This is a genomic window from Spirosoma profusum (assembly GCF_014699005.1).
In the GTDB taxonomy this organism is placed as follows: Bacteria; Bacteroidota; Bacteroidia; order Cytophagales; family Spirosomataceae; genus Spirosoma; species Spirosoma profusum.
The window spans coordinates 34,764-56,166 of the sequence record NZ_JACWZY010000022.1; the positions used below are offsets into that span (position 1 = coordinate 34,764).

19 protein-coding genes are annotated in these 21,403 nt (G+C 49.2%); 5 read left to right on the forward strand and 14 right to left on the reverse strand.

The annotated features are described in order from the left end of the window. Positions 1–46: 46 nt before the first annotated feature. Together IC229_RS22730 and IC229_RS22735 are read left to right on the forward strand one after the other, a co-directional pair. On the forward strand, positions 47–1,369 hold the full coding sequence (locus IC229_RS22730; RefSeq protein ID WP_190889323.1) for a M20/M25/M40 family metallo-hydrolase: 1,323 nt from the start codon (positions 47–49) through the stop codon (positions 1,367–1,369). A gap of 123 nt (positions 1,370–1,492) precedes the next feature. Beyond that, on the forward strand, positions 1,493–4,129 hold the full coding sequence (locus tag IC229_RS22735) for a M14 family metallopeptidase (RefSeq protein ID WP_190889324.1): 2,637 nt from the start codon (positions 1,493–1,495) through the stop codon (positions 4,127–4,129). A gap of 89 nt (positions 4,130–4,218) precedes the next feature. On the opposite strand, the gene IC229_RS22740 is transcribed toward IC229_RS22735, so the two are convergent. Continuing rightward, positions 4,219–4,626: a hypothetical protein gene (locus tag IC229_RS22740; protein WP_190889325.1), complete on the reverse strand. Its 408-nt coding sequence runs from the start codon at positions 4,624–4,626 to the stop codon at positions 4,219–4,221. An 89-nt stretch (positions 4,627–4,715) separates the two neighbouring features. Continuing rightward, positions 4,716–5,246: an NUDIX hydrolase gene (locus IC229_RS22745; RefSeq protein WP_190889326.1), complete on the reverse strand. Its 531-nt coding sequence runs from the start codon at positions 5,244–5,246 to the stop codon at positions 4,716–4,718. A gap of 161 nt (positions 5,247–5,407) precedes the next feature. On the opposite strand from IC229_RS22745, the gene IC229_RS22750 reads away from it, so the two are divergent. Further along, entirely contained in the window at positions 5,408–6,313 is a 906-nt protein-coding gene (locus IC229_RS22750) for a DUF2911 domain-containing protein (protein ID WP_190889327.1), read from the forward strand. Between the two features lie 124 nt (positions 6,314–6,437). Here IC229_RS22750 and IC229_RS22755 read toward each other — a convergent pair whose 3' ends face one another. From IC229_RS22755 to IC229_RS22790, 9 genes are all read right to left on the reverse strand, one after another. Continuing rightward, positions 6,438–8,840: an ABC transporter permease gene (locus IC229_RS22755; protein WP_190889328.1), complete on the reverse strand. Its 2,403-nt coding sequence runs from the start codon at positions 8,838–8,840 to the stop codon at positions 6,438–6,440. Between the two features lie 55 nt (positions 8,841–8,895). After that, positions 8,896–9,399, reverse strand: coding sequence for a hypothetical protein (locus IC229_RS22760; protein ID WP_190889329.1), 504 nt, complete (start codon positions 9,397–9,399; stop codon positions 8,896–8,898). A 40-nt stretch (positions 9,400–9,439) separates the two neighbouring features. Continuing rightward, on the reverse strand, positions 9,440–9,793 hold the full coding sequence (locus IC229_RS22765; protein ID WP_190889330.1) for a PadR family transcriptional regulator: 354 nt from the start codon (positions 9,791–9,793) through the stop codon (positions 9,440–9,442). Between the two features lie 326 nt (positions 9,794–10,119). Continuing rightward, entirely contained in the window at positions 10,120–10,596 is a 477-nt protein-coding gene (locus IC229_RS22770) for a hypothetical protein (protein WP_190889331.1), read from the reverse strand. A 17-nt stretch (positions 10,597–10,613) separates the two neighbouring features. After that, positions 10,614–10,826, reverse strand: coding sequence for a hypothetical protein (locus tag IC229_RS22775; protein ID WP_190889332.1), 213 nt, complete (start codon positions 10,824–10,826; stop codon positions 10,614–10,616). A 95-nt stretch (positions 10,827–10,921) separates the two neighbouring features. Then, entirely contained in the window at positions 10,922–12,604 is a 1,683-nt protein-coding gene (locus IC229_RS22780; RefSeq protein WP_190889333.1) for a sodium:solute symporter, read from the reverse strand. Next, positions 12,601–12,726 (reverse strand): hypothetical protein, encoded by a 126-nt coding sequence (locus tag IC229_RS35785; RefSeq protein ID WP_262893404.1) that lies wholly within the window; start codon positions 12,724–12,726, stop codon positions 12,601–12,603. Before IC229_RS35785 ends, IC229_RS22780 begins: the two co-directional genes overlap by 4 nt. 77 nt (positions 12,727–12,803) lie before the next feature. Beyond that, positions 12,804–13,682, reverse strand: coding sequence for a hypothetical protein (locus IC229_RS22785; RefSeq protein WP_190889334.1), 879 nt, complete (start codon positions 13,680–13,682; stop codon positions 12,804–12,806). Positions 13,683–13,748: 66 nt separating this feature from the next. Continuing rightward, positions 13,749–14,951 carry a hypothetical protein gene (locus tag IC229_RS22790; RefSeq protein WP_190889335.1) on the reverse strand — a complete coding sequence of 401 codons (1,203 nt, stop codon included), beginning with the start codon at positions 14,949–14,951 and terminating at the stop codon, positions 13,749–13,751. A gap of 53 nt (positions 14,952–15,004) precedes the next feature. Between IC229_RS22790 and IC229_RS22795 the strand changes: the two genes are divergently transcribed. After that, a complete protein-coding gene (locus IC229_RS22795) occupies positions 15,005–16,216 on the forward strand; it encodes an aspartate aminotransferase family protein (protein ID WP_190889336.1) in 1,212 nt (403 codons plus the stop codon). A gap of 164 nt (positions 16,217–16,380) precedes the next feature. Here IC229_RS22795 and IC229_RS22800 read toward each other — a convergent pair whose 3' ends face one another. The 3 genes from IC229_RS22800 to IC229_RS22810 all read right to left on the reverse strand — a co-directional run bounded on the left by IC229_RS22800 (position 16,381) and on the right by IC229_RS22810 (position 19,171). Next, positions 16,381–17,079, reverse strand: a complete 699-nt coding sequence (locus IC229_RS22800) for an NAD-dependent epimerase/dehydratase family protein (protein WP_190889337.1) — start codon at positions 17,077–17,079, stop codon at positions 16,381–16,383. A gap of 150 nt (positions 17,080–17,229) precedes the next feature. Further along, positions 17,230–17,505 (reverse strand): hypothetical protein, encoded by a 276-nt coding sequence (locus tag IC229_RS22805; protein WP_190889338.1) that lies wholly within the window; start codon positions 17,503–17,505, stop codon positions 17,230–17,232. Positions 17,506–17,584: 79 nt separating this feature from the next. After that, a complete protein-coding gene (locus tag IC229_RS22810) occupies positions 17,585–19,171 on the reverse strand; it encodes an acyl-CoA carboxylase subunit beta (RefSeq protein WP_190889339.1) in 1,587 nt (528 codons plus the stop codon). 320 nt (positions 19,172–19,491) lie between these two features. Here IC229_RS22810 and IC229_RS22815 point away from each other — a divergent pair, with 320 nt between their 5' ends. Then, complete coding sequence (locus IC229_RS22815) at positions 19,492–21,375, forward strand: beta-N-acetylhexosaminidase (RefSeq protein WP_190889340.1); 1,884 nt, start codon at positions 19,492–19,494, stop codon at positions 21,373–21,375. Positions 21,376–21,403 lie beyond the last annotated feature (28 nt).

Below are 21,403 nucleotides of genomic sequence, written 5' to 3' on the forward strand. Positions count from 1 at the left end.
TTCTAAACGAAAAGGTACGTAGCAACCGCTTCAAATTTTCTTAACTATGAATCAACTTGTAAAAGTCGCTTTCGTTGCTCCTTTGTTGCTAACGGCTACCAGACTGTTTGCTCAGGAAGAAGAAGCGGACGAAGAATCGAAAAAGGTAGTTCCCATCGACAAGCGGTACGAAACCGAAATCAGTACGTTAGCCCAAAAACCAGCGGTTCAGTCTGCGTTTAAAATCTTCAACGACCTGGAACCGCAAACCAAACAGGATCTTTATACGCTGACGGAAATTGCATCGCCCCCATTTAAGGAAGCCGAGCGATCTAAAAAATACGCGGCCATGATGAAAGAAGCTGGCGCCGATTCGGTCTGGATTGATGAAGTCAACAACGTAATCGCCAAACGCAAGGGAAAGTCCGGCAAAAAAACGGTGGTGGTTGAAGCGCACCTCGACACGGTTTTCCCGGCGGGAACTGACGTGAAAATCAAAACCAAAGGTGATACGTTATACGCTCCAGGCGTAGGCGACGATACACGCGGTCTGACCGCCGTACTAGCCGTTTTGAAGGGGCTGGAAAAAGCGAAGATTGAAACCGAAGCCGACGTATTGTTCGTGGGTGCCGTTGGCGAAGAAGGACTCGGTGACCTGCGTGGTGTAAAACACCTGCTACGTGATGGTAGCCCAAAAGTCGATTCGTATATCGCCGTCGATGGACACGGTATTGAAACCATCACTCACCGGGGGCTAGGCTCGCACCGCTATCGTATTACGTTCAAAGGGCCGGGTGGACACTCGTATGGTGCTTTTGGCATCGTGAATCCCCACGGTGCACTAGGCAAAGCAATTAATTACTTCACCACAGACGCCGACAAATTCACCCGCGAAGGTGTAAAAACGACTTACAGCGTGAGCGTCATTGGCGGAGGTACGTCGATCAACGCTATTCCCTATGAATCGTGGATGGAAGTTGATATGCGGTCGGAAAGCAAAGAAAAACTCGCTGGTGTTGATAAGCTTTTGCAGGCCGCTGTTCAACGGGCTTTGAAAGAAGAAAACGCCATGAAACGTAGCGGCCCCGATCTGACCGTCGAGGTAAAGCTGGTTGGTGACCGGCCATCGGGACGTATCGAACCGACGATTCCGCTGGTGCAGCGGGCTATGGCGGTTTCCAAATACCTACAAGGTGAACCCAAACTGCGCGTCGGTTCTACCAACGCCAACATTCCTATTGCCAAAGGCATTCCGGCTGTCACAATTGGTAGCGGTGGTACAGGTGGTAACGCGCACTCCCTCCGCGAATGGTGGATCAATGACAAGGGCGTACTGGGTCTGCAACGAATTCTGCTGGTTCTCTTATCTGAAGCCGGAACCGCGAATTAACTACATTTTTTTTGTCATTCTGACGAAGGAAGAATCTTACATATATCCTTACTAGCGAATAAAGAAACCTTAAAATTCTTCCTTCGTCAGAATGACAAATTCTCCAATCTAACCTCCTCTTTCATGAAACTTTCTATTCCCAAAATGGCCATTTTTCGAAGCAGTCTGCTTCTGGCAACCTTAGTAGCTGGAACAATGGCCCTGGCTCAGGTACCCAAACCAGCCGATGTTTTCGGCTTTGAACCCGGTGCCGATTACAAACTGGCAAACACGAAAATGCTGATAGACTACTATCAGAAACTAGATAAGGCCAGCCCGCGCGTACAGATGGTCAACATTGGCAAATCAACATTGGGGAAACCGCTTTTGCTACTCATGGTGTCGAGTGAAGCCAATATGAAGCAACTGGAAAAGTGGCGCACCATCAGCGAACAGCTTTCCAGAGCAAAGATTGATGATAAGACAGCTCGTGGGCTCGCAGCATCGGGCAAAGCTATCATCTGGATTGACGCCGGGATGCACGCATCGGAGGTAGCGTCGGCCCAAATGATGCCCGAACTCGCCTACCGCATGGCTACCGAAGAATCGTCGGAAATGAAAAAAATCCGCGATCAGGTAGTGGCGTTGCTCATGGTAGAGATGAACCCCGACGGCCTTGACATCGTAGCCGACTGGTACAACGGCAACCTCGGTACGCCCTTCGAAACCACCCAACCACCGTGGCTCTATCATCACTACGTTGGTCACGACAACAACCGCGACTGGTTCACCAACAACATGGTTGAAACAAAAGCCATTTCGAACGTACTATACAACCAGTGGTATCCGCAGATTGTATACAACCACCACCAGACTTCTCCTGCCTGGACGCGTATTTTTATTCCGCCGTTCGCCAATCCCGTTAATCCACAGATTCACCCTGGCGTAACGGCGGGCGTCAATCTGGTCGGTACGGCTATGGCAAGCCGTTTCGCCATTAAAAAAATGCCGGGTGTGGTAGCGCAACTACGTTTTAGTATGTGGTGGAACGGCGGTATGCGGACGGTTCCGTATTACCATAACCAGATTGGCATTTTGACCGAAACAGCCCATGCCACCCCATCACCCCGCTTCTACCCGCCTGATTCGCTGCCGAAAACGGTGGGCGTAGGCGTAACAGCGTCAACCGGCGGCACCGATATTTTCTACGCCGATCCCTGGAAAGGTGGTCAATCGCGTTTCCGCGATGCGGTGAATTATATGGAAGAAGCGTCGATGGCGACGTTGGTTTTGGCGGCCGATAAACGCGAAGAATTTCTCTACAACATTTACGTAATGGGTCGCGATGCCATCGAATCCGCTGGCAAAACGAAGCCTTTCGCCTATGTGATTCCCACTGATCAATGGGACAAGAGCGAAGCGTTGAACCTGGTAAATATGTTCCGGCAAAGTGGCGTGGAAGTACATCGGGCTACACAGTCGTTCCAGGCGAACAACGAAACGTATCAGGCAGGTGCTTACATTATTTACGGCGGTCAGGCATTCAGCCCCTACGTAGTGGATTTGATGGAGAAGCAGGTCCACCCTAACCAGCGCCTGTATCCCGGAGGTCCTCCCATCCCACCCTACGATCTGGCTGGCTGGACGTTACCCATGCAGATGGGCGTAAAAGTGGCACGTATCAGCAGCACGTTCAAAGCGGATGCGGCATTGATTAGCGGCCTCGCACCGGTGGTTAGTGGAGACGTAGCGGCCAGTGCAGGTTACGGATATATGCTTTCGCGCAACCAGAATGCCAGCGTAATGGCCGTTAATCGTTTGTTAAAAGATGGCGAGAACGTATCGGTAATTCCTTCTGAATCAGGAAGTTTTCTTATTGAAAAAGGTGCGTCGACTGAAGCTCGTGTGCAGAAACTGGCCAAAGAATTAGGAATCAGCTTTACGTCCGTTGCCAGCAAACCAACAGCAGCAACGAAACCGCTCAAGCTTCCAAAAATTGGCCTTTATAAATCGTGGGTGGCTAACATGGACGAAGGCTGGACGCGCTGGCTGATGGAACAATACAGTTTCCCCATCGATACGTTGCATGACGCTGACATAGCCAAAAAAGACTTGTCGACCTATAGCGCGATCATCATTCCTGACCAGGAAGTGAAGCGTATTTTGAACGGTCATGCACCGAACACTATGCCCGCACAATACACCGGCGGACTTGGTCTGGGAGGCACGATGGCTCTCCAACAGTACGTTGCCAATGGCGGCACACTCGTTACGTTCGATGGAGCCAGTGATTTCGCTATCGAACTATTCGGTCTGCCTGTCAGGAACGTAACAGAAGGTCTGTCGAGTCAGCAATTTTATATTCCCGGTTCGCTGATACGTACCACAATTGACACGAAACATTCACTGGCTTACGGTATGCAGCCCGAAGCCGCGGCTGCGTTTTCGAACAGCCGGGCTTTTGACGTGATACGTCAGGTTCGCGAGGGCGAAGGCGGTCGGGAAGAGACGAAAACTGCTCCCGATCCGAAAGTAGAAGTGATTGCCAGCTACGCCAAAAAAGATTTATTGATGAGTGGCTGGGCCTTAAACGAAGACAAATACATTGCCGGTAAACCCGCCGTGCTACGTGTGCAGCAGGGGAAAGGGAACATTATCATGTTTGGCTTTAGCCCACAGTTCCGGGGGCAGCCTCGTGGTACGTATAAGCTGATTTTCAACGCTCTTTACGAGAGTACAATGCCCAAAAGTGCGGTTGAGGGAACCGCTAAGAGCGAGTAACTTTGAATGAATAATGCTCAATGTCTACTGAATAATGCCGGTGTGAATGGCAATTATTCAGTAGACATTGAGCATTATTCATTTTAAAACTATTCCCCCACAACAGAGCCGTCGGCTTTACGTTTTGGCTTCTTCACGTAGTATTCGCTGGGTGGTCCGAGTGGTTGTGGTTCGCTCAGCCGTTGAATTTTATAATTACGGTCGTTCAGATTGCTCGACGGCGTATGCTCGACAGTGATACCACCAACGGGTTCAGCCATCGGCATCTGGGTTTTATAATTCGCCAGTTGGGCTGCACCCGGCGCCGGTGTCTGCACCGCTACCCCTGATTTTTTCTCCCAACGGTTGGCAGCTTTAGCCATATTGGGATGTTTATAATTGTGGGTCGAATACATCGGATTATACAAGGGCTTTTTCCCTCCTTCATCCTGAGAATATACTTGCTGCGATGCGACCAGCAAGCCAGCACCCGCCAGCAATAAGGTGAACGCTTTCATAACTGTATCTATGGTTTTGTTGTAAGGCAAATCTATGCATTTGTCAGATTAAAAAACAATTAAAATAGCTACTATGTTTATAGTTTTTCTTATTTTTTTACTACAAGTCTGAGAATTGATTCAGAATCGGCTATTGTTTTGGCCTTTTCCATTGAAAACCATTGAATATTCTTAATTTCATCAGATTTGCCAAACGGCTCTTCAGGGTCTGCCTCAAGTAAAAATCGGATATCATAATGAAGATGTTCGGGAACATCGTTCCGGGCCGGAATTGGGTGTATATCTACATCATAAATAGCCGACGACACCAGGCGTAACGAGGTTAATCCGGTTTCTTCCTGAGCTTCGCGCAGGGCAACCGCTGCTACGTCGGGATCGCCGTCGGCATGGCCACCGGGTTGCAACCATCTATCTAGTTTCCGATGATGAATCAGAAGTGTCTGCTGGCGGTCGGGGCTTACAATCCAGGCTGAGCCTGTAATGTGACCAATGAGTAATGACCGTTCGAAACAGTCCGAATGTTGTTCAACAAATGAGATAGTAGCCTGATTCATAGCCTGTTCATTCGAATCAGCAGGCTGGTGTTGACGTAGCAGTTGAAGCAGAAGTTGACGATGCACGAAAAAGAAATAATTTATGAGGTACGAACTCCAGTTTATTCATCCAATAGCAGTTTAGAAGTAAGCAAAACAGCTATTGCGTATTGTTAATTGTAATAACCTTGAGTTTGTCTGTAAAAAGCCGCAATTTGCCGTCAAATTTCATAAGTCTATAGACTATTATGCACAAATTATCCCTGACGGCTGCTACGCTTTGTTTAGTTGCCCAATTAGCGACGGCTCAAATTAAACTACCTTCGCCTAGCCCCGGTGCTTCGGTTATGCAAACCATTGGCACCACCGACATCACCGTTACGTATTCACGGCCTAGCCTAAAAGGTCGTCAACCTTTCACCGATTCATTTGTTCCGCTGGGAAAAGTGTGGCGTACTGGTGCCAATTCGCCTACAATGCTTACTACGTCCACCGACCTAATGGTAGGCGGCAAGAAGCTTGCAGCCGGTTCGTACGCTGTTTTATCGATTCCGCAGGATGGTAACGCTACGTTGATTTTCAGCAAGAATAAAGAAACTACTGAAGCGACGTACAAGCAGGAAGAAGACGCGCTACGTGTGAACCTCACTCCGGCCGAACTGCCAGAAAAAGTGGAGACGTTCACCATCGGTTTCAGCGATTTGACCGACAGCACCGCCAAATTAAATTTTATGTGGGCGAACGTGAAAGCGTCGGCTGACCTGCGTGTAGACGTAAACGCTAACTCAGCTGCCAATGTCGACAAAGCCGTAGCCGAGAAGCCCGACGATGCCGCCGTTTTGATGGCCGCAGCCAGCTACAACGTATCAAAAGGGCGTAATCTGGATCAATCGCTGACTTGGATTGACAAGTCGATTGCCAAGCAGGAAACCTACCGGAACCTCTACGTGAAATCGCAGATTCTGGCGAAAATGGGTAAATACGCAGAAGCAGCTCCGTTAGCTCAGAAAGCACTTTCTGTGGGTCAGGCGTCAAACGACCAGATATTTCCGTTCTTTAAGGATGCTATACAAAAAAGCATCACGGAATACACGTCCAAAGTTCCAGCCGCTGTGCCTGATGTGAAAGCCGGAAAAGGCAAGAAAAAAGCGTAGCCGCTACGTTGCGGACATCTTTTTACGCAAACCCGCCAATGAAATATGGATTTCATTGGCGGGTTTGTGCTTCATAAAGGAATAGTACATCAGGGCATTACTAGCAGGAATACGTAGCGCCTGATTACTCACTTTTTAAGTAATTAACTGGATTGATTCGAGCGGTTTTCAACGCTTGACGTGCAACTGTCAGCGCAGTTATTAGTAACGTTAGCAATAGAGTTCCCGCCAGTAACCAGCCGTTTACCGATATTCGATACGCATACTGTTGCAACCAACCAGACAGCAACCATGCTCCTACCGGTGCTGCTAGTAGAAATCCTAAACCAAGCAGTTTTCCGAACTCCCGACCCAGTAACCAAAGCAGTTGCGCTGTACGAGCGCCCAGGACTCGACGAACCCCAATTTCTTTCGCTTTAGCTTCGCTTAAGAACGTAACCAACCCGTACAACCCTAAGCAGCTTAGCCCAATCGCTACAAAGGCAAACGCCTGAACCAATCCGGCCAATAATCGTTCGAATTCCGTAAAACTTTGCATCAAATCGGTTAAGTCTTTGGCGTGATAGACCTGATCTGGCAACACCTTATCCCATACTTGCTGAATGGCTTGACGGGTTTGATCGGACTGTGTTGGATTCAGACGTAGCAGGGCAACCCGGCTGTGTGGAAGATCATGAATCAGCGTTACAGGTAAAACAGGCTGGTGCAAATCTCCGCTTCGAAAGTCCTGTACGACACCGACAACAATCCGCTCGGCATCTTTAACCCGGATAGGCTTACCCACTATTGCAGTCGGCGACGAAATGCCTAACTGCTTCACCAGCGTTTCATTGACCAACACTTCGCGTCCAGACGTGTCAATGGATCGGACGTTTCGGCCCGCCACCAGCGACAAATCGAACGCCGATACGTAGTGTTCATCGATCGCCCGCACTCGTGTTTCAAATGATTCAGGCTCAGTAGATTTATGGAAGCTAAACGGACTGGGATGATTATAGGGCGACGCAGGCATATCACTACCGAAAGCCACCTGCTCGACACCCGGCACCTGCAACCATTGCTCGCGTAAGTTCGAAAGAGGGGAATTTCCCTGCTGTGGCAGGAAGATGGCGAGTGTCGATTCGTGGTGAAAACCCCATACCGTTTGATGCATGTGCCGAAGTTGGAACGTAATGACCAATACGCTCAGGATGAAAAACTGCATCAAGACAAACTGCCATAAAACGAGCCCCTGCCGCACCGTTAATCTGCCGGTAATCCGCCCCGTTGATTGGCTGGCAAATGCCTTTGCCGGATTGAAGCGCGCCAGCACAAACGCCGGATACAACCCTGAAAGGATAATAACGCCGACGATCAGTCCCAGAAACCAACCTGAAGCCTGTCGATAAATTATATCGAAAATGGACAGATCGGGACGTAGCATTTCAATGTTAGCGGCCAGGATCTGATTAATCCAAGGCAAGCTCAGTTGAGTTAGTACAAGTGTCACAAACATGGATAGTAGTACCAATAAGGCCGTTTCCAGCATAAACTGCCCAACCAGTTGCCAGCGCGAACTGCCCATCACTTTGCGAACGCCAACCTCCTTCGCCCGTTTGAGTGCCCTTGCCGTAGCCAGATTAATAAAATTGATGCAGCCTGCCAGCACCAGTAACACACCTACACCAATTAAGGCGTAAAGAATAGGCCGGGGAGCCGTACCACTACGTTCGTGATTAAGCTCAGACAGTGGCAAAGCCTGATAGTCGAAATGATTGGCTTCCTGCGGTGGGAGGTTGCTACGTTGAATAACTGGCAAACTCCGACGTAGCAAGTTTGGATCGACACCTTCTCGCAACCGCACGAAACACATGGCTTGCAAGCCCTGCCAGTCGGTCAACGCGGTCGGTCCTTCCAGAACCGGGATAGTGGCATAAGACACGAACGCATCGTACCGAAGCTGGGTGTTGGCGGGCGGGTCCTTGACAATTCCCGTAACTGTTAGATCGGTTCGATTGTCTAAACGTATCGTCCGCCCCATAGCGGGAGACGTATCGAAATATTTGTGGACGTAGCGTTCGCTGAGTACAATTGAGTTCGGAGCCGCCAGAGCAGTTTTTGGATTCCCGCTTACCCACTCCACACCAAACATCTCGAAGTATTGAGGCTCCGTAAAACAAACGGTACGTGCCTCCGCGAATTTTTTAACCCAACCGCCTTTCCCGTTCGATACGCTCAAAACCCGCCCAAAGAACGTTTCCAGTCGAACGGCAGTCTCCACAAACGCATAATCGCGTCGGAGTACATCGGCCAGGGGGCGGGGAGCAGCATCAGTCGGCTGAGTTTTTTCGCGTTTGATGTCGGTAACAATCCAGTAGGAACGTTCCAGATGAGGGTGGTAACGGTCAAAGCTGAACATGTAATTGACTACCAAAAAAATGATCAGGCCACTGGTGAGTCCCACCGCCAGCCCCAACAGGCTAATCAAATTGACATGCCAATGTTGCCACAGGTGACGCCTGGCCACTGTGAGGTAGTGAATAATCATCGGAAAAGAGAATTAGGGCAGAAAAGAATTAATACGTTTATCAATAAACGCGGGGTCAGGCTGTCAGTAATCGCTTCGGTTTACGGAGCCGTCGAGTCGTCCACCACCGAACAGCTATGACGGCCATCAGCCCCGCTACCCCTACTACCGAAACAACCTGGAACGTACCGATTGGCACAGAAAAGGGGCGGCTGACCAGCCCGAAAAAAACCATCAAAATCAACATGACGAGTCCGCTCGGAAGAAGCATGTACTGAAAAGGCTGGGGAGATGTACGCCGTTGCGAGCGTAACCGCATCCGCGAGGCCGTCAACGTAGCAGACGAGGGGTTTGCCATAAACTCCCGCGAATAAAGCTGTTTCAATTGGTCCAGCGCCTGCGGATTAGCCTGTTTCATGATCAGATTGAAAGCGTCCGGGAAGATTAATCCCTGCTCCATCTTTTGCTCTATCATGGAGGCAATATGGTCGACTAATTCGGCTTGTAAAGCCTGAACCGGCTCATTTTGCTGGATTTGATGCGCTACTGTATCAAGCTGGGCGCGAGATAGCTTGGTCATAACTCAGTAAATTGTTTATTGAAGAGAGAATTGTGAGGCCTTATTGGCCTAAAGCTACATTCGGTGCAGGACTGATGAGCAACCTCATCAGGTAAACAAAACGCTCAAAATCACCCAGTTTCCGGAGCGCCGTTTCACTACCCATCTGTGTAAGCAGGTAGTATTTACGTAGTCGTCCATCAACTTCCTGGCTCTGCGTAATCAGCAGGCCTTCTTCCTCAAGTTTATGAAGAACCGGATATAGTGCCCCAAAAGTAAGTGTCAGTTCACCTCCGGTACGTTCTTCAACGGCCTGAGTGATTTCATAACCGTACATGCGCCCCTGTTGAGCCAATAACCGAAGGACGATTGTCTTCAATGTTCCCCGTAGAAACTCCTGATTTGCTGAATCCATTGGTTGTATTAATAACAATGGTAAATTTTAAACAAAAATATATAAGAAATCTATATATACAAATAATATTTTCAACTGGTCGAAGCCACTCAATGGATAGGCTGAGCTTGTAAATAATGTATGGCCATAAAAAGCGTAATTGATACATGATTTTATTACCTGAAAAAGCCAGTCGGGAACGCATGATTCCGACTGGCTTTTTCAGGTAATAGACTGTATTATAGATTAATCAGTTTTTCGAAAGGTGTAAGCAAGCCCGTCTTAACGTTGCCCAAAATATTGGGTAAATCCGGAAAGATGCAACCATTTTTCAGCCTGAACTAAACCTACTGATTCCGAACGTATTCAACCTGATAGGCTGTCGGTAGTTTAGGTACCACCACAAAATTTCCCCGACCATCAAATGGCGAAGCTTTTTGGCAGTAACGTTCGGTTACGGTATATACGATCTTTTTAGCCGCATCATCGCGCTTTACGTCGAGCAGATAAGTGCTGTTACTCCCCAGATTCACCGTTGTTAAACCAAGTACATCGAACTGAGCGAAATCAACGCTGTCCAGTCGGTTTTCGCAGCAGTATGAAAACACCCGTCGGTATTGTTGGGCATCCGTAATTTTAATACCAAAGCGCCCTAAATCTTCGCCCTGCTTCGTATCGTAAGCCAAATACCTGTCGTCCAGCATGCTGACAACCAGACCGGCTGTTTGATCCGTTGTTCGTTGATTGGTCGTTTCTTCGCAGTTAGGTCCCTGTTCCTGGCACGCACATACGACTAACAGAAGCAAAAAGTTTAGCTTTTTCATATCTGGAAAGACCTGGTTCAGTGAGAATGGGTTGGGACACGTCCTTTCTTTTCTGCAAACAGAAGTTCGTTGTACCGTATCTCAAGCGCCATACCTCGTTTCCACCGAATCCATTCCCGTTTCCAGCCGGCTGTCCCGCGTAGTTCCTCCCTAAATTCAGCGATGACCTGCCGTCTCAGATTCCAGTATACAATTGGTCGTTTTGACGAAAAAATCAGTCCTGTTGTCATGGATGTGAGGTTATCGCTTAAATGTACGATTTTCTACAATCGGGATACCAAATTGCTAGCCAGAAAGTCACTAACGTAGTATAGCACACCAAAAGTTACCGATAAATCGTGCGTTGGAGAATCCAGGCAATGCCAACGACCAGCAGACAGCCGATTACGTTCAGCCAGAGAAAAGCCGTCAGATCAAAATACCAGCTCGCAACAACCAAAACTTCGGCAATAATGGCAGCCCAGAACGTAGCACCTCCGCCAATGGATTTGACGTAGAAAGCCACTACAAAAACACCCAGAATCACTCCGTAAAACAACGACCCCAGGATATTCACGGCTTCGATCATACTGCCCAGCTGATTGGCAAACTGAGCCACCACAATGCAGAAAATCCCCCAGCCAATGGTCGACCAGCGTGATATTGCTACGTACTGCGTATCACTGCACTTGCTGTTAATCAATCGTTTATACACATCAACTACGGTGGTTGATGCCAGTGAGTTGTAAGCCGACGCAATCGACCCCATCGACGCAATAAAGATGACGGCAATGAGTAGACCAATCAGTCCATGCGGGAGGTAGTCAAGCACGAAGCGCAGAAAAATGTAATTGACGTCGTTGGTGTCGGCGGCAGGGTTGTTTTGTTTAATAAGCTTCGCTACGTCGGCTTTCACCGTTTTCAGGGCATCGTCCGTTTCGTGCAACGTATTACTTGCTACGTTCTGCGCGGCTTCATCGTCGGTCTTAAGAGCGGCCTGCATATCGATCACCGCTTTCTGACGTTGCGTGGTGAGGTTCTGGTGCTTGATTTCAGCGAGTTGATACTGCCGGGCGTAAGGGCTTGCTTTCAGTCGATCCGTTTCCTGCTTGTTAAAAAACGTGGGTGATGGATTGAACTGGTAAAACACAAACACCAGCACGCCAACCAGCAAAATCAGAAACTGCATCGGCACTTTCAGCAGCCCATTCATCAGTAAACCCAGCCGACTTTGCCCAATGGTTTCGCCCGTCAGATAGCGCCCCACCTGCGACTGGTCGGTACCGAAATAGGATAGTTGCAGAAAAAAGCCGCCAATCAGCCCCGACCAGATGTTGTATCGACTGTTGGGGTCGAATTTCAGATCAATCAGATTTACGCGACCAGCCTTACCCGCTACGTGCAGCGCATCGACAAAGCCAATTCCTTCGGGTAGCAACTTCACAGTCAAATAGCCGGCTATCCCCATCGCTAACGTAATAATCACCATTTGCTGAAGATGCGTATGCGAGATGGCTTTGGTGCCGCCCGTAACGGTGTAAATCAGCACGATACCGCCCATCAGCAGATTGGTCAGGTAAATATTCCAGCCCAGAATCGTCGAGAGAATGATAGCCGGAGCGTAAATCGACAAGCCCGTCGATAAACCGCGTTGGAGTAAGAAAAGCCCCGCTGTAAGGGTTCGGACGCGGGCATCGAACCGGTCTTCCAGAAATTCGTAGGCTGTAAATACCTTCAGTCGATGAAAAATCGGTACGAACGTAACAGATAGCACAACCATCGCCAGCGGCAGTCCGAAGTAGAATTGAACAAACCGCATTCCATCGGCAAAACCCTGCCCCGGCGTCGACAGGAACGTAATGGCACTGGCCTGTGTAGCCATCACCGACAACCCTACGTGATACCACGGCAACGACTGACCAGCCAGTAGATAATCGTCCATGCTACGTGACCCGCGGCTACGTAGTATGCCATAGAGAATGATACCAGCCAGGGTAACGGTTAGTACCACCCAGTCAAGAACACTCATGATAGCCAGCGCATTAGACCGTAAAACAACAGCATTTCAAGCACCAGACAGCCAATGACGATGGCGTAGAGCTGTGCCCACGAACGGACAAAAGGAGGTAAATCGGTAGTGTTTTCAGGCATGAAGGGTAGGATTGTCTGACTATAACGGCGAAAATAGGATAAATCGGTGTATTGCCGCCGATATTCACATGAACGGTTTATTTGCCGATACGAATGTGGTAGCTCGCATAAGGCAGCAACGTAACGACGAAGGGAACGCCCGGTTCTGCAATAAATGGAATATAAGCGGCTATATCGAAAGCGTGACGCTGGCGATCAAAGCGCAGTCCCATCGAAAGGATACCCGCAAAATCGACCGGGCCAGCGCCGAACAGAACAAAGTTTTCGCTGATGAGCGTAAGTCTCGGACTTACTTTACGTACCAATCCGAACGTACCGACGATGTTTCGGGAGATTTCTCCATCCGCAATGCTCCATCCGAGTCCAAACGTAGTATTGTTACGTTGGTCACCTGTTGTTACCATCCCTTGTAGGTATCCAAGTCCCTGTGGCTCAGTAATATCGGTTCGGAGCGCGACGTACTGCGCATTTACCCCTACCCTCACCCGACTGCTTACAGGCACCGATACTTTGGTATTCAGACTGAACAGGTTTGTCGGCAGAAACGAAAAAAACGACGTACCAACGCTCCAGTTATCGGTGATGCCGTACTCAAACTGGCTTATGTAAATGCAGTAATTGTGAAAATAAACTCTACCTTTTTCGGCCTGGAACGCCGTGGGTGTCAGACGTAGCGTATGGGGAAACAAATTCGGGAAAGCCGGTCGTGCCTGTGCATCCAGTTGCTCGATACGTATAATCTGCTCGGGTTTCAGTTTTACTTCGCCCAGATTATCGGTTCGGATAATGGCTTCTGTACTATCCTGTTTCAGCAATTCGCCCCGAAGCTGCGTACCGTCTTTTAATTCAATTCGATACGTTCGTTTAGACGGATTGGGTTTAGTCTGGTAATACTCGTCCTGCCCCTGGGTTAGCAGGGGCAAAATGAACAGGAAGATCCATAAAATATACTTCATACTACCTGAGCGAAGCGTTACGTTCGGACGAATCTACTGCAAAGCAAGTGCCAGAGCGATTCGCGGTCAATGTCGACCAATCAGTAGGTTATAGGCCAGATACGGGTAAAAATTAGCCTGAAGTTTTGTACCCGACGAACTGAACGAGTAATATGTATACGATTGTAACGTTGATAAAACACCAAGATCAAACGCATGGCGTTGACGATCAAGACGTAAGGCAACCGAAACGTCCACTCCGTTGCCGCCAAAGTATAGGTTTTTATAAATCATATTATCGCTCAGGAGGGTCAGATTTCGGGAAATTTTCTGCATTACGCCAATCGAAATATACGTTTGTTTTCGGGCATAGAATGATGAATAAATACTGGAAGACCCGGATATACTGTTCGTCAGTAAGCGCATTCCGTAACCAATTGTTGCATTTCGCTGGCTATTGCCAATCGACACAACACCTTGCAGAATCACCTGTTCAGGCGTGAACACAATGTCGCCCCGTTGTTTAGGCTGATAAATCGCGTTTACGCCAAATCGAAACTGATCACTTACCTGAAAGGCCAGTTTTGTTTTAAACCGAAAACTTGCCACCATGACCGAATAACTTCCAAACTTCAAATCATTTATTATAGGGCAGAAATCAGCGCCCACGCTCCAGTTTTTGGTTATACCATAATCGATTTCGTTAAGGAGTAATAACGTGTTACGATAGTAGAATCGCCCTTTTTCCAGATTAAATGCCGTCGGGTTGGTCAGCATAAACGGCGAAAACTTGTTGGTGAACGACGGTTTGGCCAGTGACGCCCCCCCCGCTTCCTGCCACCCCTGCTCCACGCTATCCCGGCTCGGCAGCATCCCCGCCCGAATCGTATCGACCCTAAGTAAGAGTTCCGGTTCGAAATACGTCAGTTGTCCACTCGCTTTTCTGACAGTAATCATCGTATTATTCTGTCGGACAAACGTTCCGGGCAATCGGGTACCATCTTTCAGCACAAAAACGGTAGATGGCCGCTGAATCCTTTCCTTTATGGGCGCCACTTTCGACGCTGAAATACGAACAATCTGATCCGTTTCCACGTATGAAATAGCACCACCACGTAGTCGGACTTTAACTACTGAACTATCCTGCTGAACGATACGTCCATACACAACAGAGCCGTCACGTAGCAGCAGATACGATTGCTTACGTAGCAAGTCGTCGGGACTCACTTGCAGACGTTGCGCCCAGGCGAAGAACGGGATAATCAGCAGGAAGAGTAGAACTGTTTTCATGGTCGGCGGTGTTAGGATTCAGGAATTAGTATGATAATTTCTACATATCAACGGTGACATCCAGACAATTATTTTTTCAGCATATAGCACAGACCTCCGATTTCCCGTTAGCGTTGGAAATTGAGCGGGCAGAAGGCATTTATTTAATTGGTCCATCGAATGATGGTACCGAAGAAGCGCGTTACATTGACCTGATTTCGGGCATTGGTGTGAGCAACGTAGGGCACCGACACCCGCGTGTACTGGAAGCGATTCAGCAGCAACTGGACAAATACATGCACCTGATGGTGTATGGCGAATACGTTCAGACACCCCAGGCAAAACTGGCGCACGCGCTGGTGCAAACGCTTCCGCCGACGCTGGACAACGTCTATTTCACCAATTCGGGCACCGAAGCTACCGAAGGTGCGATGAAACTCGCCAAACGATACACGGGTCGAACCGAAATCATAAGCTGTTTCAATGCATATCATGGTTCCACACAGGGTGCGCTTTCGCTGTCGGGCGACGAAAATTTCAAACGGAATTATCGCCCTCTCCTACCCGACATTCGTCATATCCACTACGGCATTTTCGATGATCTTGACCAGATAACTCACCGGACAGCCGCCGTTGTAATGGAAGTAGTAGCGGGTGAAGCGGGTGTTCGCGTACCCGACGCTACGTATCTGCAAGCCGTTCGGCAACACTGCACCGAAGTCGGTACGTTGCTCATTTTCGATGAGATTCAGACGGGTTTCGGACGTACCGGTACGTTCTGGGCATTTGAGGATTTTAACGTAGTACCCGATATTTTGCTCTGCGCCAAAGGAATGGGTGGCGGTATGCCGATTGGTGCGTTCATCAGTTCAGCGGAGATCATGGGCGTCCTGAAAAACAACCCGATTCTGGGGCATATTACTACGTTCGGAGGGCATCCGGTTTCATGCGCATCCTCCCTCGCTACGTTGCAGGTGATTCAATCTGAGAAATTACATGAGCAAGCTGAAGCCAAAGGACAGTTATTCAGACAGTTGCTACGTCACCCGGCTATCCGTGAAGTACGCGGCAAAGGGTTGATGCTCGCAGCTGAATTCGAATCCTTCGACGTACTAAAACCCATCATCGACCGGGCCATTGCACGTGGTACGTCCGGCCAGACGGGCGTCATAACGGACTGGTTTCTTTTCTGCAACAATTCAATGCGAATTGCCCCACCGCTTATTATCACAGAAGAGCAAATTCACGAAGCCTGTAATGTTATTCTGGACGCGGTAGAGAAATGAATAACGGATAAGCAACGTATTGCTGACGTATGGGGTTTCGACAGGCTAAGCCTGACAAACCAGCTTGAGTTAACAAATTTAAGTTGACAGTCAGGCTAAGCCTGTCGAAGCCCCATACGTCAGCAATACATCGTAAACTAATCGGTTAATTTTCTATTAATCCATTATTCATTGATGCGAAAGTCTGCGTCCCAGCTTAGTTCACGTTTTGCTTTATCGGTCTGAACAGTACCGCCGTCTTCAGCGATGTTATAAATACCGCTTTCACCCTGCGTAATCGCTCGGCAGGCCGCATCTGCAGCCGCGTCGACATGGACGGCGCATCCGGCCGGAGGGCTATCGAAGCCAGTGCCTGGTCCGTAAAATTTGCCGTAACGTAGCACAATTCCGCCAACGCTTAGCACCTGTTCTTCCAGACTGATAACTCCTTTCGATGACGGGTCTAGCGGAGCGTCTTCAGCATAGGGCGTCGGGCCTGATGCATAGGCAAATGCAATACTTTGGGCAATAACCCGCTCAACTCCAACTGACATGGCGGCACGTAGCAAATTTCGAGTCCCGACTTCTCGCAGGTAAGTGTTACGTATCAGGGCTTCGGGCATTTTGGCCGGGTCCAGCGCGGGAGGCAAGTCGGTAAGTTGATGGATAACAATGGTAGGCCGAAATTCAGCAAACACGTGATTTAGCGACGCTACGTCGAAAACATCCACAACTACCGGTTCTATGCCAATCGAACGTAGCAGGGCTGCTTTCTCCTCCGAGCGAGTTGTACCTACTACCGGCCACCCATCCGCTACCAGCAACCGCGACAAGCGTTGTCCAACCGCTCCACTGGCTCCTGCCAGTAAAATCTTTTTCTTCATAACGCTATTGTCCGGTTTTACGGAAACAAGACTGTCAACGTACCGACCAGCAGTGCTAATCCGAAAATTATCGCCAGACCAATCAGTATAGTTCTCAGTAAACTACCCGGCTTTTCGGGTGTTGATTTTGTCATTGACTTTTCTCTCTATTTATATCCACCCTGCCAACGTAGCGAGCCAGTAGAACGTAATGCCTAGCAAAGCAACCCAGTATAGACCGACCAAAGCCAGCATGACATAGTAGGCAACGTCTCGTCGAAGCGAAAATTCCTTTACCTGAAACAGTCCACCGATAGCCATCAGCCAACCACCGCCAATAACAAGCGCACCTCGCCAGGTGGCAGATAATACGGGTAAAAACGCAGCCAGCAACACTAGTGCGAAACCAACAGAAACAAACAGAATTAGTTTTTGGGTAACTGTCATCGATACATCAGTTCATGCTGGAACGTAGTGTGGACGGCACTGGCAATTATAGTAACAGAATACGGTTTAACAATCTATTTTACAACGGAATATTCCCGTGTTTTTTCTTTGGCATTGATGCGACTTTATTTTCCAGCATCTGAAATGCCCGGATAAGTTTCTGACGGGTCTGGTCGGGCATGATGACTTCGTCGATGTAGCCCCGGTGAGCGGCCCGGTACGGATTGGCAAATTTCTCGGTGTATTCCAGTACTTTTTCCTGCAACTTGGCCTGAGGGTCTTCAGCTTCGGCGATTTCGCGTTTGAAAATAATTTCGGCGGCACCGCTGGCACCCATCACGGCGATTTCGGCAGTGGGCCACGCGTAGTTCAGATCTGCGCCGATGTGTTTGGAATTCATTACGTCGTAAGCACCGCCATAGGCTTTGCGCGTGATGACCGTTACGCGGGGAACGGTTGCTTCGCAGAACGCAAACAGTAGTTTGGCACCGTTCGTGATGATGCCGTTCCACTCCTGGTCGGTGCCGGGCAGGAAGCCCGGTACGTCCTCCAACACCAACAGTGGTACGTTAAAACAGTCGCAGAAACGCACAAAACGGGCTGCTTTCGTACTGGCATTAATGTCGAGAACACCGGCTAACACGGCGGGTTGGTTACCCACGACGCCAACGCTACGTCCGGCCAGTCGGGCAAAACCAACGACGATATTCTCCGCAAAATTTTTGTGCACTTCCATGAAACTGCCCTCATCGACCAGTTCCGCAATCACTTCCCGCATGTCATATGGCTGGTTCGGGTTGTCGGGAATGATACTATTCAACGCCGAACGAGCTTCTTCCGAAGGCTCGTAAGCCAACATCGGCGGTTCGTCTTCGCAGTTCTGGGGAATATAACTGAGCAGTTGTTTAATTGACTGAATGCAAGCTAGTTCGTTTCCGCAGGCAAAGTGCGTAACGCCCGATTTAGTACTATGCGTACTGGCTCCGCCCAGTTCTTCGGCTGTAACAGATTCGTGCGTAACGGTTTTCACTACGTTGGGGCCCGTCACGAACATATAGCTCGTGTTTTCGACCATGAAAATGAAGTCCGTAATGGCCGGGCTATACACGGCTCCGCCCGCGCACGGCCCCATAATGGCCGATAGCTGCGGAATAACGCCCGATGCTTTCGTGTTCCGGTAAAAAATATCGGCATAACCCGCCAGTGATAGAACACCTTCCTGAATCCGGGCACCACCTGAGTCATTTAACCCAATAAGTGGCGCGCCATTTTGCATCGCCAGATCCATCAGTTTGCAGATTTTTTCGGCGTGGGTTTCCGACAGAGCGCCCCCAAATACCGTAAAATCCTGCGCAAAAACGTACACCAGCCGCCCATCGACGGTGCCGTAACCCGTTACGACGCCATCGCCCAGATAATGTTCTTTATCGAGGCCAAAGTCGCGGGTACGGTGCATCACAAACTTCCCGATTTCTTCAAACGAACCTTCGTCGACCAGTAGGGCAATCCGTTCACGGGCGGTCAGTTTGCCTTTCGCGTGTTGGGCGTCGATACGTTTCTGACCGCCACCGAGTTCGGCTTCCGCATTTTTCCGGGCAAGAACGTCGGTTTTCAACGGTTTTGGGGCATTAATTAACTCAATATCTGCTTGCTTTTCAGTTTGCATGAGGTTCTGTCTTGTCGAAATCAGGTATGAGCAAAGTTAGGCTCTTTTTGTCAGATGAAGCCATGACCGGAAAAATCGGCAAAAAAGGAATACGCACGCCAATACTTCGTTGTTAAAATCTGGCTTTGAGGTTTATAAAACGTTGATTGCCATTTTTGTCATGCTGAGAAACGAAGCATCTTAGGTTTCATAACTCACCAGTCAGGAAACCTTAGGATGCTTCGTTCCTCAGCATGACAAAGACACTACTTTTGGCTTTCAGTTGAATAGTAAACTATCTCTGAGTTAATTTTGAAAAAAATTTATAAACCCTTTGCTTCATGAAGTTTAGTCATATTGTTTATTTCTGCCTGGCCGTTACGTTCGCCCAAGCGCAGACTCCAATTCATCTTATTCCCCAACCTGTACGTCTTGAGCCGCAATCCGGCGCTTTTACGCTAAGTAAGGGAACCACCATCGAATACAATCAGGCTGATGGCCGCGTAGTGGCCGAAATGCTTAGCCAGCAACTAAACGTACCAACGGGTCTGGGCTTATTGCCCAAAGCGGGAAAGTCCGGAAAAATCCAGCTTACGATAAACGAAACGCATGACAATCAACTCGGTCAGGAAGGGTACACGCTCGATGCTTCGCCAAAACGTATCGTTATTACGGCCAACAAACCAGCGGGCCTATTTTACGGTATTCAAACGCTGACGCAGTTGTTGCCCAAAGAAATTGAAAGTAAAACAGCCGTATCACAAACCTGGTCGGTGCCCGCCGTACGTATCTCCGATTACCCACGTTTCGGCTGGCGGGGTGTCATGCTCGACGTAAGTCGTCACTTTTTCACCAAAGAGGAAGTCAAACGATTCATCGATCAGCTCGCCGAATTGAAATTCAATACGTTACATTGGCATCTGACCGACGATAACGGCTGGCGAATTGAAATCAAATCGCTACCGAAACTTACCGAAGTTGGTGCCTGGCGCGTAGCACGTACCGGCCATTACGGCGACCGGCCTAGCCCAAAACCCGGCGAACCCAAACCATATGGCGGTTTTTATACGCAGAACGATATTAAGGAAGTTGTAGCCTACGCTCAGGCACGTAACGTAACGATTGTGCCTGAAATCGACGTACCGGGGCATAGTATGGCAGCGCTGGCGGCTTATCCCGAGCTGAGTTGCACCAAAGCACAGGTAAACGTCGATCCCGGAACGCCCTTCTCGGAGTGGTATGGCAATGGTACGTTCAAAATGAAGGTTGAGAACACACTGAACCCGTCGGACGAAAACGTGTATGCCTTTCTGGATAAGGTATTTACCGAAGTAGCCGCCCTCTTCCCGAATCCCTACATTCACGTTGGGGGCGACGAATGTTACAAGGGATATTGGGCGCAGGACCCTGGCTGTCAGGCGTTGATGAAGCAACTGAATATCCGCCACGTTGAAGATTTACAGGGGTATTTTATGAACCGGGTCGAGAAGATTCTGACGGCCAAAGGCAAGAAATTACTGGGCTGGGACGAGATTCTGGAAGGCGGTATTTCGCCCGGTGCTACGGTCATGAGCTGGCGGGGAATTAAGGGTGGCATTGAAGCGGCTCATGCGGGACACAACGTAGTGATGACCCCCACTACGTTCGCTTACCTCGACTATAACCAAGGCGACCCCACCATCGACCCGCCTATTTACGCCAACCTGCGCACACAGAAGAGTTATAGCTACGAACCCGTTCCTGAAGGTGTGGATGCCAAATACATTCTGGGTGGGCAGGGGAATTTGTGGACCGAGCAGATTCCAACGCTACGTCATGTTGAATACATGATGTACCCACGTGGCTGGGCACTGGCCGAGGTCTACTGGTCGCAGAAGGAAGCGAAAAACTGGCCCAATTTTGTGCAACGTATGGAAACCCATTTCGACCGGGCCGACGTAGCACGGATCAATTATTCGCGGGCGGTGTATGACGCCATCGTACGAACCAGCATGAACGGCGACAAATTACGGCTTGAACTTGCGGGCGAAGTACCGGGACTCGATATCTACTACACTACCGACGACACCATGCCGGACCAGTTTTCGACCAAATACACCCAACCTGTCGACCTGCCCGACGGTAACATTACGCTCCGGGTCGTTACGTATCGGTCGGGCAAACCCATTGGCCATTTAATTACGCTTACTCGTGATGCGCTCCAAAAGCGTGTCGGGCGTTTTTAGGCAGTCATTAAAATAAGTGATTAGCATT